Annotated in this window: 15 protein-coding genes and 1 pseudogene; 15 read left to right on the top strand and 1 reads right to left on the bottom strand. The window is 41.3% G+C overall.

What is annotated here, in order from left to right; genetic code table 11:
- Window positions 1-287: 287 nt before the first annotated feature.
- Window positions 288-674: a CBO0543 family protein gene (locus QFZ80_RS15120; protein WP_307559698.1), complete on the bottom strand. Its 387-nt coding sequence runs from the start codon at window positions 672-674 to the stop codon at window positions 288-290.
- Window positions 675-1145: 471 nt separating this feature from the next.
- Between QFZ80_RS15120 and QFZ80_RS15125 the strand changes: the two are divergent.
- The 15 genes and pseudogenes from QFZ80_RS15125 to QFZ80_RS15195 all read left to right on the top strand — a co-directional run.
- A pseudogene (locus QFZ80_RS15125) lies at window positions 1146-1361 on the top strand (NUDIX domain-containing protein); the annotation flags it as partial.
- 545 nt (window positions 1362-1906) lie between these two features.
- Window positions 1907-2347, top strand: a complete 441-nt coding sequence (locus QFZ80_RS15130; protein WP_307545781.1) for a hypothetical protein — start codon at window positions 1907-1909, stop codon at window positions 2345-2347.
- A gap of 46 nt (window positions 2348-2393) precedes the next feature.
- A complete protein-coding gene (locus QFZ80_RS15135; RefSeq protein WP_307559701.1) occupies window positions 2394-2996 on the top strand; it encodes a GNAT family N-acetyltransferase in 603 nt (200 codons plus the stop codon).
- 66 nt (window positions 2997-3062) lie between these two features.
- Window positions 3063-3860, top strand: a complete 798-nt coding sequence (locus QFZ80_RS15140; RefSeq protein WP_307545777.1) for an ABC transporter permease — start codon at window positions 3063-3065, stop codon at window positions 3858-3860.
- Window positions 3861-3869: 9 nt separating this feature from the next.
- Window positions 3870-4685 carry an ABC transporter permease gene (locus QFZ80_RS15145; protein ID WP_307545776.1) on the top strand — a complete coding sequence of 272 codons (816 nt, stop codon included), beginning with the start codon at window positions 3870-3872 and terminating at the stop codon, window positions 4683-4685.
- Between the two features lie 20 nt (window positions 4686-4705).
- Entirely contained in the window at window positions 4706-5686 is a 981-nt protein-coding gene (locus tag QFZ80_RS15150) for an ABC transporter ATP-binding protein (RefSeq protein ID WP_307545774.1), read from the top strand.
- A 236-nt stretch (window positions 5687-5922) separates the two neighbouring features.
- Entirely contained in the window at window positions 5923-6459 is a 537-nt protein-coding gene (locus QFZ80_RS15155; protein ID WP_307559703.1) for an AAA family ATPase, read from the top strand.
- Between the two features lie 459 nt (window positions 6460-6918).
- Window positions 6919-7491, top strand: coding sequence for a beta-class carbonic anhydrase (locus tag QFZ80_RS15160; protein ID WP_307555484.1), 573 nt, complete (start codon window positions 6919-6921; stop codon window positions 7489-7491).
- A gap of 253 nt (window positions 7492-7744) precedes the next feature.
- Window positions 7745-8308, top strand: coding sequence for a hypothetical protein (locus QFZ80_RS15165; protein WP_307559705.1), 564 nt, complete (start codon window positions 7745-7747; stop codon window positions 8306-8308).
- 521 nt (window positions 8309-8829) lie between these two features.
- Complete coding sequence (locus tag QFZ80_RS15170) at window positions 8830-9858, top strand: aminoglycoside phosphotransferase family protein (RefSeq protein WP_307559707.1); 1029 nt, start codon at window positions 8830-8832, stop codon at window positions 9856-9858.
- A 370-nt stretch (window positions 9859-10228) separates the two neighbouring features.
- Window positions 10229-10495 carry a CD3324 family protein gene (locus QFZ80_RS15175; RefSeq protein ID WP_307545766.1) on the top strand — a complete coding sequence of 89 codons (267 nt, stop codon included), beginning with the start codon at window positions 10229-10231 and terminating at the stop codon, window positions 10493-10495.
- A 133-nt stretch (window positions 10496-10628) separates the two neighbouring features.
- A complete protein-coding gene (locus QFZ80_RS15180) occupies window positions 10629-11420 on the top strand; it encodes a class I SAM-dependent methyltransferase (protein ID WP_307559709.1) in 792 nt (263 codons plus the stop codon).
- 127 nt (window positions 11421-11547) lie between these two features.
- The gene (locus tag QFZ80_RS15185) at window positions 11548-11826 is read left to right on the top strand and encodes a hypothetical protein (RefSeq protein ID WP_307545761.1); all 279 of its coding nucleotides are present in this window, start codon (window positions 11548-11550) and stop codon (window positions 11824-11826) included.
- Between the two features lie 443 nt (window positions 11827-12269).
- The gene (locus QFZ80_RS15190) at window positions 12270-12611 is read left to right on the top strand and encodes a hypothetical protein (RefSeq protein WP_307559711.1); all 342 of its coding nucleotides are present in this window, start codon (window positions 12270-12272) and stop codon (window positions 12609-12611) included.
- Between the two features lie 329 nt (window positions 12612-12940).
- Window positions 12941-13918 (top strand): phosphotransferase enzyme family protein, encoded by a 978-nt coding sequence (locus tag QFZ80_RS15195; protein WP_307559713.1) that lies wholly within the window; start codon window positions 12941-12943, stop codon window positions 13916-13918.
- Window positions 13919-13930 lie beyond the last annotated feature (12 nt).

The raw sequence follows: 13930 nt of genomic DNA on the forward strand, positions 1-13930 counted from the left end.
CGACATGAACTCCATTTCCTGCACACGGACTGAACCTCGGAGTTCTCTTCCCCAGCTCCATAGAGCAAAAGAGCACCAACCGTAAATCCCTGTAACTTGAAACAGTTCTTTGCCAAAGTTTGAAGCATAATATTGCCGTAAAACCGATTGGTTTTACGGCATTTTCTTCGTTTTATATCAAGTCAAAGGTACCTTAAACCACCACATCAACAAGCAGGTTATACCAACGGAAAGTACATAGGCCAACAACGGCTTTACTTGATGTAAGCGCAGCACGGGAAACATCATTACATCAAAGAGGACAGAATACCAAAATGACCAGCCATTTTGATATGAAATTCTTCCTGTAATTTCCAATATCCATTCTCCACGCCATAAACCGCTATCCACATGGCTATAAATGTAATTTGTTTTTTCCACGGCTGGGGGTAACGTGATAGAAAGATAAGCACATTCAAAGGCATGGTAACAATAGCATAAACGATTACTGTCATTTCGTGATTGTAGAGGAAATCTGGGTGGAACACCCACATTGGGAAATCTTTTGTTAAATATTCATAAAGAAATCCGCCAGCCATGATGAAGAACATGGAAGCATGATACTGTTTCCAGTTTCTCCAGTCGGCCCATTTCCAAGTGGCATAAATGATGAATAAAGCGATCGCTAAGTGCACTAACTTAACCTCCGCCTAGGAAAATGTAGTCTCAGCTATAATATCCAATTTCCCCCAAATGGGGAATTACATTCATTTTTTTCTAAAATATTATTAATCGAACAAAGCGATCGGCAATTAGCCACTATGAGGAGCACCTCGGTTGGCTTTGCGTTAAGCTAACTGAGATAGCATAAGTGAACCCCGAGATTACTTTATCTCACTTTTAGCCGAAGTAAGACAAGATTAACTCTCGAAACGATAAAGATCGGTGAAAAGGAAACCAACGATGTTTTCTCAATTGATATTGATTACACTTTACCTCTGATTAAGTTGGAATTTGAATGGTATATCGGATATTCGATTAGAAACGAAAGTTTTACGGTATTTAGGGCATATGGGATTTGCTTTTACAAAGAGAAGCTATTAGTCATCCAAAAGGGGAGTGGTCCGTACATTGGGCGGTACGATCTTCCTTGAGGTACAGTTGAAGCCAATGAGTCGTTATCAGATGCTGTAAAGAGGGAGTTCATTGAAGAAGCAGGAATCAACGTTGACATTAAAAGGAATGTCGGTGTTTGTGATTATTTAATTCCATATGAACTACCCAAAAGGGGCACGACGCATATTCATCATGTAGCTGTTTTTTATTTGGTTCACTATATTGATGGAATGTTGACAAAGGATCCAGAGAAATTTGAAGGATAAGATTCTTTAGGTGCTTTATGGGTGTCAATTAATGATATCGCACCTGGTAATTCCTCACCTCTTGTTATTCAAGTAATAGAATGGTTAAAGACGGAACAATTATTGCTTGAAGTTCAACGATTGGATGATTGGGTCGTATTAGAAAAGTAACACATTCAACTACCCTGAAAGTAGTCAACCAAGAATCTAATTTTCATTATTCCGTGGTGCCCCGATAGGGGCATGGATGGCTAACGGAAAACGCTAGTTGAGTAAAAGTAACAAGATTGAAATCTTATATTCATATGGCTTTAATGATTTTAGCCTATAATACAACTTGACCCCCTTTAAAATATATAAAATTCAGACCCATAGCCCGTTGCTGTGGGTCACTTTTTTGATTATTCAAGTAACGAGCAGGATAGTTCAATTACTGTACGGAATATTAGTTATAATGGAAAATACTCTTGTTGAGGCTTAATTAATTACTTATGCTGGTTAAATGTGGGAATTGTTTTTTGCCTTTACAGGGGAGGGCACACAACAAAGATTATGAGCATCAGAGGATGATTTGCGCAGTCAACGAGGACGGAAAATTAATCGCTGTGGGATATTTGCGTCAAGGAATAGCAGATGATTACGATGTAATGGAAATTCTGATGCAAGTAAATGAAAACGCTTTTGATCGAATTTCTGAGATTAGAATGGTTTTGTATCCTGCTTTAATTGACATCTGCGAAGCTATTCGTAATCCCGTAAAGAAAACGAAGTTAGTTGGGTGGGATGAATTTGATGGCGACCAAGAATTTTACGTAGAACAAGGTTTCTCCCCTAATCAAACGTATTATTTTGCAAAGCGATCGCATGATAAATCCATTCCTGAGGTCAACATACCAATTGGTGTTGATGTTCGTCATCATCCAATTCAGCGAGTTACATACACCACTGTTGAAATCAATATTTTCAAGGCGTTGTATATAGAAGCGTCAATATGTTGGAATGGATGATGGGTGGTCCAGATCATTTGTTAGATAAGATGTAAAAGGGAGATATATGAAGAACACAAATACACATTCCACTTCCGAAGAAAACATTTTTACGATTGATTGTAAGGATATTATTTTAAGAGAATTCATAATTGATGATTTAGATGGGTTTCATTCTCTAACCTGGCAACCTGAAATACATAAATACTTACCAGGTTGGAACGTATCTAAAGAACAACGGAAAGATTGGTTTATAAACTACGAGATTAAAGGGAACAAACAGTTTCTAAACGCTGTATCGGAAGGTGGGGACATTGGTGAACTCAGTCTTCGTATGGGAATTATATCGAAAGAGTCGGGTGAGTTTATCGGTTGGTGCTGTACGGGAATAAAAGACAAATTGCCGGCTCCAAATAGAGAGATCATGTATGCAATATCAAAGGATCATAGAGGCAAGGGTTATACCACGCAAGCTGCACAAGGGATGATCAAGTATTTATTTGAGAATACGAACGTCGAGGTGCTTAATGCTATAGCTCTTTTACGTAACGAACCGTCGAATAGAGTAATACAAAAATGCGATTTAAATTTTCAAAGTATTATCGAGATTGATAAGGAGAGATATAATTATTACAAACTTAATAAAAGTGAGTGGGAAATCAAGGTGTAGTAGTCTTTCATCGTTAAGCTAACGGATAACTTTAAAGAAGTTGATTTTGTGATGAGGTGACGCCGAATGATACATGCTTACCTGTATATTACCAAAATGCGAATACTAACGAACCTAGCTTATCGATTCGAGGTATTCGCATCGATTGGGACGAACCTGATCTTATTGATTACCTCGGTGTTTCTATGGAAGGCTGCATACGGTGGCGGAATCGTCCAATCGAACACGTTGGAGCTGCAGGACCTGATCACGTATACGGTCATATCTATTATGCTGACCTCCATCTTTGCATGCGGCGTTCAGGATACGATTTACTCCAAGATTCGCGAAGGCCAGATCGTGACCGACTTCTACCGTCCGATTCCTCTTCTGGCCAGTTACTTGGCCGATGACCTCGGTAGCATGCTCAGCGCACTTGTCAACCGAGTTCTGCCGCTCTTCCTGTTCTCCTCGCTGTTTTTCGGTGTACCTCTGCCAGATTCCGTGACGGGGCTCCTGTTGTTTATCCCCAGTTGCCTTCTCAGTTACGCCATCTTGTGGTTGCTTAGTGCGTTCGTGGGACTGATCGCCTTTTGGGTGATGGAGCTAGGCAATATGGGCATGGTGAAAGATGCGATCGTCCGCGTGCTGTCGGGCAGTTTGGTGCCGCTGTGGTTCTTTCCGGATTCGGTGCAGTCCGTATCGAAGTATCTCCCTTTTCAATATACCTACCAAACGCCTATTGGCATATACATCGGCGAGAGCGGAGCATCCGAGGCTTTGCAGGCAATGCTGGTACAGGTCGTCTGGGTTGTCATCTTAATCGTGGCAGTAGCGCTTTTCTGGAAGGTAACGAAAAAGAAAACACTGATCCAAGGAGGCTGAAGCTAACAGATGATTCCCACCTTGAAACATTACGGCTCGGTAGCGGTCTGCTTTGCACGGCTCGCTATTCAACGTCAATTGGAATATCCACTGTTTTTGTTCAGTTGGCTGATTATGATCCCAATCCAATACTTCTCCGGCATCTGGATGCTAAAGATTATCGTCGATAGATTCCAACCGCTGAAGGGCTGGGATTTTCCCGATCTTGCCTTCATCTATGGATTGGGTCTCCTCAGTCACGGCATTCTTGTCGTCTTGTTCATCAATACGTGGCATATGGACCGAATGGTGATCGACGGTGTATTCGACCGGCTGTTACTTCGGCCGATGAATGTGTTCTTCCAATTAGTAGCCAGCTACTTCAACTTCATCGGGCTGATCGATCTCATTCCGGGAACGATCATCTTCATATATGGCTGCAATCTTGTCGGATTTGACTGGTCCATTGCGAATTTCAGCAAGCTCGTTCTCGTGCTGATCGGAGGCGTCCTGATTCGTGCGGCGCTATTTATTAGCTTGGGAACGATTGCATTCTGGACGAAACGGAATTCGTCCATGGTTGGCTTTGCCCTGTCGATGCTCGAACGGGCGACGATGTACCCGCTGAGTATATATCCCTATGCGATTCAGGTTTTGTTTACGTTCTTCATTCCGATTGGGTTTATCAGCTTCTATCCGGCGGTTGAATTTCTCGATAAAAGCAGCGGGTTTCGAATCCCGTTCGATCTGGCACTCTGGACACCGGTGATCGGTCTTATATGCTTCATTCTATCGCAGCAATTGTTCAAATATGGCCTTAAAAATTACGAGAGCGCGGGCTCCTGAGCGAATATGGGGGATGAGGGATGGCAGCAGTAATTGAAGTCAAGGATGTAGTGAAGGAATACGTAGTCGCAAAAAAAGAAAGCGGATTACGGGGCTCGATCAAAGGGCTTCTTTTTCCGGACAAAAAAACGGTCCGGGCTGTAGATGGAATCAGTTTTTCACTTGAGCGCGGCGAGATTCTCGGTTATATCGGACCCAACGGCGCTGGCAAAAGTACAACGATCAAAATGTTGACCGGCATACTGCACCCGACTTCCGGTTCGATCCGGGTATGCGGCGTATCACCGCAAGAGGACCGCAAAGGGGTTGTCAAGCAGCTTGGTGTCGTATTTGGGCAGCGGACACAGCTGTATTGGGACTTGCGGCTCGGGGAATCATTTGAACTTCTGAGGCGAATCTATCAATTGGACAAATCAGCATACGAGGAAAATTTGAAGGAGCTTACCGAAGTACTGAAGCTTAGCGAGTTCATCGACACGCCGGTTCGGCAGCTTTCGCTAGGTCAGCGGATGAGGGGGGATCTGGCGGCAGCGATGCTGCATGCACCTTCGATATTGTTTCTCGATGAACCGACGATAGGCCTTGATGCCGAAGCCAAACATGCCATTCGTAAGTTTATCAAAGAGATGAATCGTCTGCGCGGGATTACCGTTATCTTGACTACACATGATCTCGACGACGTGGAGCAGCTTTGCAGCCGGCTGGTCATCGTCAATCACGGCAAGGTGGTCGAGGATGGCCCTATCGATGAGTTGATCGGCAAGCTGACACCGCGTCGGCTGCTCGTCATCGAGATGCAGGAGCCTAGGGAAGACATTGCCCATCCGTCTGCGGACATTATTCATCAAGAAGGGCTGAAGGTGTGGTATCAGTTTGAAAAAAACCGCATCTCTGCCGCTGAGTTGATCGCAGACCTTTCGCGCAAACTACCGATTCAGGACTTGAGCGTCAAGGAGCCAAACATTGAAGATGCTATTCGGGAAGTCTATAAGACTACATAGTCTATCGATGAGAGGCGTACGTTTTGAAGGTACGAAAAGCACATAGGTGTGATAAAGTGAACTTGTGTTAATTCATTTATATAAACAAGGTTGGACTAACGGAAAGGATAGCTGAATAAACATCAAGAAGTGGCTGCCGGTATGATCGGCAGCCTTTCATTCACCTATCGGGAGTTTAGCGACAGATAGACATATCCAATATATTGTGCTTATCCAGTTGAATGGAGGGTCTAGCCATGGGCATTAGGAATTATCTGATTGAAGGCGTTTCCGGCACCGGCAAAACTTCGGTCTGCAAAGAATTGCAGCGGCGCGGCTACTATGCCATTAATGGTGACCGTGAATTGGCTTATCAAGGCGATCCGGAAACTGGTACACGGACGGATGGCGTCACGCACGAGCACCACATTTGGCATGTAGATAAAGTAAAAGCTTTGGTCGCCAACCAGGATGAGGCGGTAACACTTTTCTGCGGTGGTTCTAGGAACTTTTCGAAATTCATAGATCTATTTGACGGCGTGTTTGTCCTCGAGGTCGACATTGACACATTGAATCGGCGGCTTGACGAGCGACCGGAAAATGAGTGGGGCGGAAAGAAAACGGAACGGGAACTCATTGCGCGATTGCACCAAACGAAAGAAGACATACCGAAAAACGGAATTATAATCGACGCCACCGCACCGATCGAGCACGTCGTTGACGAGATCGTCCGTCAATGCGAAGAAAATAAACGCCAACGACACAAAAACAAAAACGCAGGGAATATTTTATAACTTATTTTTTCAACCCATTAAAATAGGGATATATAATGTATGACACTAAATAGATGTCGGGTGACAAGAACATTATCTCATTAATTACCGCGTAAATCGCGGTTTTTTTATTTTATGGGATCAAGTTCTTGTCAAAACCCAATGACAAGAACTTGATCCCATTCCCGATTTTGACAAGAACATGATCTCATTCCCGACAGAGCCATTGTAAGAGCATTATTGTTACGCTAACTGGCAGCTTGGACAGGGCTTCAAAACCATACATTACCAATCATTACGACAGTATCATCAGTTGCGTACTGGTAGCGCTTCTGATGGTTCTTTTGCTTTGCATGGATGTTGCAAGACTAGATTCATTTATCGAAACCATCTAATAAGAATAAGGTTTGGCATGTTGAGGGTACTTCGTAGGTTATGATAAGATTATTAGATATCAAGAGAGAAATTGAGGTGAGAAGCTTGGACCGACTTTATGATATGTTACACTTTAACTCGGAGTTTGTAGAGAAGAAGGAATTTGAAAAATATAAAGCATCTAGATTCAAAGATAGAAAGATGGTTGTTGTAACTTGTATGGACTCAAGGCTTACCGACCTTCTTCCCCGAGCGTTAAATATTAAGGATGGAAATTCCAAAATCATTAAAGATGCTGGAGCGATTGTTTTGCATCCATTTGGCAGCGTTATGCGTAGCGTTATTGTTGCTGTATATGAATTAAATGCCGATGAAGTGTTTGTGGTCGGACATCATGATTGCGGGATGAGCTGTATTGACCCTAGCGAAACCATTAATAAAATGAAGGAGAACGGCATATCTTCCGATACTATCGACACCCTCGAAAGCTCCGGAATTAATTTGCAACAGTGGCTACACGGTTTCGATAGTGTTGAAGATTCCGTCAAAGGAAGCGTGCAAACGGTCAAGAACCATCCCCTCCTGCCAAAACACATTCCAGTTCATGGCCTTGTAATCGACCCGGAAACAGGAAAGTTGGATTTAATAGTTGACGGTTATAAACATAAGGAATCGTAGGGAAATCCGAATTGAATGAAGCCTTCCTAGATCACGAAACGCTATTCTGGGGAATACTGAGCTATCGAGAAACGTTAGTTACATACACTATCAAGATAAGGCTGCCGGCAAAATCGGCAGCCTTTGCTCAACTAACGGGCAGGATGCTTATACACTTTTCCACTATTTGGAGTATGTAATTACGCAACATATTGATTCGTTTTGAGTCTAATATCGATTGATAGGTATTTGGATGGAATGAGGTAAGATAAAATTGACGTTTAAAAGAACGATATGGATATTCTTGTTGGTGTTGATGCTAACCGCTTGTAGGGGAGAAATTGATACAGAATCTTCTGTGTATCAGGAGAGTCCAATGGGAGCATTCCAAAGAGAGATTACGCCAATATTGGAAGCTGCTATAAACAAACAATTTCCGAATAATGAGAATGGAGATGCGCTTGCCGAGCAGGCAGTGATTTATTACGAAGATGAAGACGAAAATAACCCCAGAATTGTCTTCCTTGCTTATAATGAAGATACAAAAGAAATGATAGAAATTCGCAAAGAGCTAAAAGAAAAATTCGGTAAAAAAGTAGTTTTTAAGAAAGCAAAATATAAACCGAAATTTCTTCGTGATATGGCAACAGAAATAAGTGTTTACTTATTCTCTATACGGAACAATAAGGATATAAACGGTGCCTATTGGAATGCAAAAGAGGAAGTAATCGTGATTGAAGGCAAACTATCAAATAATCAAATGAATGCCTTGAACAATAGGTTTGATCCTAAGTTATTGAAGATCAAAAATAATGAGTTGCATCCTGCGGCATTTTAGAAAAGCAGATCACATCAATCGCTTCTCAGATTCAGCTATTGGAAAACGAGACATAAAGGATCATGGCTACATCGCAGTCGATAATCCCTTTTTACTAATCATTAACAATGTATTTTGTTCTCGCTTGAATGTTAATTCATTAAGAAAAGTTTCAAATTGTACTTTGTGCTTAGATACATTACGGTTATCCTTACCATAGATGACAGGTGAGGTCATTACGCTAACGGGACACGTTAGTTGCATGCGTTACAACGATGAGGCTGCCGGCAAGATTGGCAGCCTCATTACGTTAACGGGCAGAATAGTTATAACAAAAGTCTTCCCAAAATTAGGGATTACATTTGATATAATCATCTAAGCAGCTGGTTTAACGGCTGTCGTCTTCTCAATAGATGAGTTTCTATGCCCCGCAGCATGATAACGAGTATATCCAGGATAATACGAGCTACCTCATCGACAAGAGAACTCGAAACAAAACTCTCGCCATGTGGAGTAAGCAAACGGAGAAAACGGAGGAATAAATGAATATTGAACTTGAAAAGCTGATTTACGCTTTAAACCAACGGTTCAAGACGGATATCATCTATGCCGACTGCCAAACTATGCCGTTACAGGGCGGAACTGTGGGAAATGTGTACCTGGTAACGGGGATCGCCGAAAGCGTGGATGGCAAAAAATTGCCGTACCGTATAGTGCTGAAAATCCAGAATAAATGGGAGCGTTACGGCGATCCGGGCTCATGGCGTCGGGAATATGATCTCTATTCGTCTGACTTGGGAGCGACGTTCTCGCAAGCCCTCCGCTGGCCGACATGTTATCACGCCGAGCTCAATGCCGAAGAAAATGAATACCAGCTGTGGCTGGAATATATCGATGGCGTAACCGGTTTAGACTTGACCGGTGACATGTATGAAAAGGCCGCGCTGGAGTTAGGGCGCTTTCAAGGCAAGTTGTATGCGGAGCAGCCCGCCGTGCTGCAGAGCCTGACCAACCTGAGCCATGCGGATCTCATGAAGAATACGTACCTGCATTATCGGTCATGGCCGGTCGTCTACGATTATATACGCTCGGAGGACTGCGAATTCCCGCTGCACGTGCGGCAAATGCTCATCGACATCGATGAGCAAGCAGACGAGATATTCGCTCGTATCGAAAAATTGCCCCTCGTGCTATGCCACCGGGACTTTTGGGTAACCAACCTGATCTATGCTGAAGGGAATATCGCGCTCATCGACTGGGATACCAGCGGATGGGGCTACCTGGGCGAGGATCTCGCAAGCCTGATCGCAGATGAACCGGATATCGATCACATGGTCGAATACTACCAGCGATGCGTCCCCGCGTATTACAAAGGCTTTTCGGAGTATGCACATGTATCCCAAATCGCCGATCATTGTGTCTATGAGATAATTCTTCTCGTATTCGGGTACAGGCTTGTAGAGGGATATCTCCACACACAGGCTGATGACGAGAAGACGAAGCATGTCCATACTCTCCAAAAAATCTATGAAATGAAGACAAACCCTGGATGGTCACATCTGGTTACATAGCCTGAATAACGGGACACGATAGCGCAAGAAATCAGGGAGCAGCTCGCCACGCGTCGCTGCTCCCTGGTTTCGTTAAAGTAACGGGCAGGATAGTTGATCAATACTAACGAAATAATTAAGTAATAAAGAGTTAAGAGAAGTTTAGCTTTTAATCACGTAAAAGGAGGTTTACGGCGGTACGATGATAATGATTGGCTTCGTTCAAAATCTAAACGATAAGAAGTGGCTCCGTGCAAAGTCTAAACTATGAACAACGGCGGTTGTTTGTATGGAGCTGGAAATAAGTTGCCGCCATAGTGAAATGATTCTCTTTTGTTTATAGTATAGACTTTGCCCCTTAAAACCAAAATTTTTAAGGAGCAGAGCTAAAATGAAATATGCGAATGCAGTTACCGTCTTTCCAGAAAAATTACTAAAGGAAATACAGAAGTATATAAAAGGTGGAATAATATATATCCCCTCCCCCGAGGAAACGCATAAGAAGTGGGGGCAAAATTCAGGAAGTAGAAAATATTTGGATGATCGAAATGAAGAAATCCGCGAAGGATATTTAAACGGTTCTTCGATTGATGAATTATCAGATACATTCTGTCTTTCTTGCCATAGTATAAGAAAAATCATTTACTCTAAAAAATAATGGATACTAGAAGTCGCATCGGATCCGGTGCGACTTTTTGTGTAAAATTTATTTTCTAGTTGATTATTAAACATTCAAAAAGTTCCGACCTTGCTATAATCTTATTAACAAATTATTGAAGGTGGGTACCTAAATGGATAATGTAAAAGGAATATGGAATGAATGGTCTGAAACATGGTATCAAAGGTATAGAACAGATAAGGCGATAGCAAAAATAATACAAACCCCTGAATCGGCATTTCATCGTACAACATATTCAATGATTAATAAGGCCTTGCCGAATTTGGATGGAAAGAAAGTATGTGTTCCTTCAAGTGGAGATAACCATGCAGTCTTCGCTTTTCATTTAATGGGGGCAAGGGTTACATCGTGCGACATATCGGAAAGACAAATAGAAAACAGCTCGAAGTTGGCTCGAAAAAATGGATGGGACATTGAATTTATATGCGATGATACTATGCAACTAAGTAACATTAAAAGTGATGAATATGATTTTGTATATACATCGAATGGAGTCCATGTTTGGATTAATGATTTAAACTCCATGTACAACAATATAAGAAGAACTCTTAAAAGCAATGGTGCGTATATCATGTTTGATATTCACCCATTTAGTCGCCCTTTTGCTATAGAAAAAGAGAAAATAACTGTAGTAAAGCCATATGACTCAATTGGACCTTTTCTTATAGATGAGGTTCCAAGACTTCATTGGCGTATGCAGGATATAGCGAATGCTATTATTTCATCAGGTCTATGTGTTAAGCATATCGAAGAAATGTATGCAGAGGATGGCTCATTTTGGATCGATGAGTCAAAAGATGAAGGGAAATCGCTCTCAAAACAAGAACTAAATGACTTGTGTAACTGGAAAATAAATCCCATGGCAGCCCTTCCTCAATGGTTTTCGATACATGCAGTTAAGTAAACCGGTTCAGGTAACCCATTAACCTAACTGGGAACAATAGTTCAATATCAATAGGGCTGTCTCGTGCAGACCCTTGCACAGACTTTAAAACCAGGATAATAATGTACGAGAGGATGATACAATGTCGATGTCGAAGAGAAAGCATAATTGGGTTATATCTATCACGACATTGTTAGTGATTTATTTGTTTTTCTTTCCCACTCCAACGGCGGAATTAGCGGTTAGGAAGCATTTATTCTTCTCTCTCCATCCGATTAAGGTTTTCAGTGCTCAAGTTAAAGGGACGGGAAGTACTTCTTTTGGGGGAGCGAAATTGTACTATGTAGGTGATGTATCCCGATCGTTTATTTGGGTGAAGAAAAATATGTTAGGTTATCGTGTGATTGCGGATGGAACTGGACCATGATTTTTACGAACGCACTGCGGTCCAATGCCGACAGACAACAGTGGGGGAGGAAGTTTTGAGTTTTTGGGGTAATAGGGTTAATAAGGTTTAATGCCTGTTGAACTAACGGAGAACGATAGTTCAGCGCAAACATAATGAGGCCGCCGCGGGATTGAACTGGCGGCCTTTTCCCACGCTAAACGGGCAGATTTGCTTAATAAATAATTTCCGATTTATGGTAAAATAAATAGTGTAGTTTTCGCAAAAAACACTCAAGGTGCTTTCTTCGTGAGAGGCATAATGTGGAATGGCTCGTACTAAGTATCAATTATGGTTAGACCCCATGTACTCGGAGGAAGTTAGGACAACGAGCTGAATAGGGTCCTTCCTTTTTTGTGTAAATAAAATGAACCTTCTAGTTTTGGCAAATAACGAGTGCTTCAAAATATTAGGAGGTGTAATAAATGAAGAAAGTTCTTATGTGGTTGATACTTTGCATGAGTATTATTACTAGTTGCTCTGAAAAAAATGAACCAAAAAGTATAGAGTTAAATGAGGTCTCTAAGACCAATTTAGCTAATTTCAAAATATCATTTACCCCAGTTTTTAATGCATCAGTAAAAAAATGGACAAATGATTTAAGTATAATAAATATGAGTGAAATTACATTAGAGAATGTTGAAGTATATTTAGGATCATTCTATTCTAAGGCAAAAGTAATGGAGCCTAATGGAATGACAAGAGATAGTGGTCAATGGATACCTGATAACGATAAACAAGCAACACTTAAAATAAAGTGGTTCTAAAATGGTCAAATGAAAACTGGAGAAATTCTTTTTGAAATATGGCATATTAAGTAACATAAAAAGAAAGTGCTTCTGCACGACGTTACCGGCGCATGAAATATTGTTAAAGTGCAGGAATAGAAATGTCATCCTTTTGTTGAGGATGATTGAACTAACGGGAGAACGATAGTTCAACCAGATCAGGGAGCAGACCATCGCGGCGCTGCTCCCTTTTTCATTGAAGAAATGGTCAGGAAAGTTTAATTAAAAAACGTTTTTTATTTACAGCAATTAATTGATTTCGATTAGAATTAGATCACATTACTCTTGGAGTGTGATCGAAGAATACTATGGATAAGAAGATTAAACAGCTATTCAATCAAGATATATTGAGACAAGCCGCGGAACGTTATGGTATACACGAAGACTCAATGATCGAATTAAATGGGTTTCAAAACTTCGTTTACTCTGGATTGGTCGGAGATCGTGAAGTTATTCTAAGAATTACCCATATCACACATCGGAATGAAACATTAACGAAAGCGGAATTAGACTTTGTCATGTTTTTGGCGGAGTTCGGTGTAAAAGTAGCTAGACCGGTTCAGTCTTTAACGGGTGATCTTCTTCATACAATTGATGATGCTTTTGTTGTGACAGCCTTTGAGAAAGTCTCTGGCAGAAATGCAAAAATTGCCGAGGAGAGCAATACTTTTTATGAGAATATAGGTCAATTTGTTGGAAAGATACATAAGCTTTCACTTCACTATACCCCCCAACATTTACGTTATGAATGGAATAACAATGCTTTACTAGCCTCATTCAAGAAATATTGTCCGTCAGAATTATATAACAGTTTCGACCGTTTAATCGGGGAAGTTAGCGCTCTTTCCAAGGATAAATATACATACGGCCTTATTCATGGGGATATTAGCTGCGGTAATTATCTAAATGATGGGGATAAGGCCCATATTATCGACTTTGACGAGGCGGAATACAGCTGGTTTGTATCTGATATTGCTACACCATTATTTTACGAAATACCTATCCCGTGGGTTGTGGATGGTGAGATAAGGAAGGAGATAACAAAGCGCTTTTTTTCCAACTTCTTGAACGGCTATTGTAAAGAAAATACTATCAGTCAAGTATGGTTAGAGAAAATACCTTTATTTATCGATTTAAGACAAGCCAGAGTTTTATCCGCGCTATATAGAAGCAGAGATTTTAACGCTCCTGATTGGAGTGAATGGAATGAACAAGCTCGACGCTTCTATTATTTCAACTTACTGAATAATACACCATATATTGATATGGACTTTTCGCGAATGTAAAATTGTTTATTC

Origin of the sequence: Paenibacillus sp. V4I7 (assembly GCF_030817275.1) — a bacterium.
Taxonomy (GTDB): Bacteria; Bacillota; Bacilli; order Paenibacillales; family NBRC-103111; genus Paenibacillus_E.

Bases quoted from the DNA above. Each gene is read 5' to 3' on its own strand.
- QFZ80_RS15185 (WP_307545761.1), top strand. From the start codon at position 11,548: ATGTCGAAGAGAAAGCATAATTGGGTTATATCTATCACGACATTGTTA.
- QFZ80_RS15170 (WP_307559707.1), top strand. From the start codon at position 8,830: ATGAATATTGAACTTGAAAAGCTGATTTACGCTTTAAACCAACGGTTC.
- QFZ80_RS15150 (WP_307545774.1), top strand. From the start codon at position 4,706: ATGGCAGCAGTAATTGAAGTCAAGGATGTAGTGAAGGAATACGTAGTC.
- QFZ80_RS15135 (WP_307559701.1), top strand. From the start codon at position 2,394: ATGAAGAACACAAATACACATTCCACTTCCGAAGAAAACATTTTTACG.
- QFZ80_RS15175 (WP_307545766.1), top strand. From the start codon at position 10,229: ATGAAATATGCGAATGCAGTTACCGTCTTTCCAGAAAAATTACTAAAG.
- QFZ80_RS15195 (WP_307559713.1), top strand. From the start codon at position 12,941: ATGGATAAGAAGATTAAACAGCTATTCAATCAAGATATATTGAGACAA.
- QFZ80_RS15130 (WP_307545781.1), top strand. From the start codon at position 1,907: ATGATTTGCGCAGTCAACGAGGACGGAAAATTAATCGCTGTGGGATAT.
- QFZ80_RS15155 (WP_307559703.1), top strand. From the start codon at position 5,923: ATGGGCATTAGGAATTATCTGATTGAAGGCGTTTCCGGCACCGGCAAA.
- QFZ80_RS15140 (WP_307545777.1), top strand. From the start codon at position 3,063: ATGATACATGCTTACCTGTATATTACCAAAATGCGAATACTAACGAAC.
- QFZ80_RS15180 (WP_307559709.1), top strand. From the start codon at position 10,629: ATGGATAATGTAAAAGGAATATGGAATGAATGGTCTGAAACATGGTAT.
- QFZ80_RS15190 (WP_307559711.1), top strand. From the start codon at position 12,270: ATGAAGAAAGTTCTTATGTGGTTGATACTTTGCATGAGTATTATTACT.
- QFZ80_RS15145 (WP_307545776.1), top strand. From the start codon at position 3,870: ATGATTCCCACCTTGAAACATTACGGCTCGGTAGCGGTCTGCTTTGCA.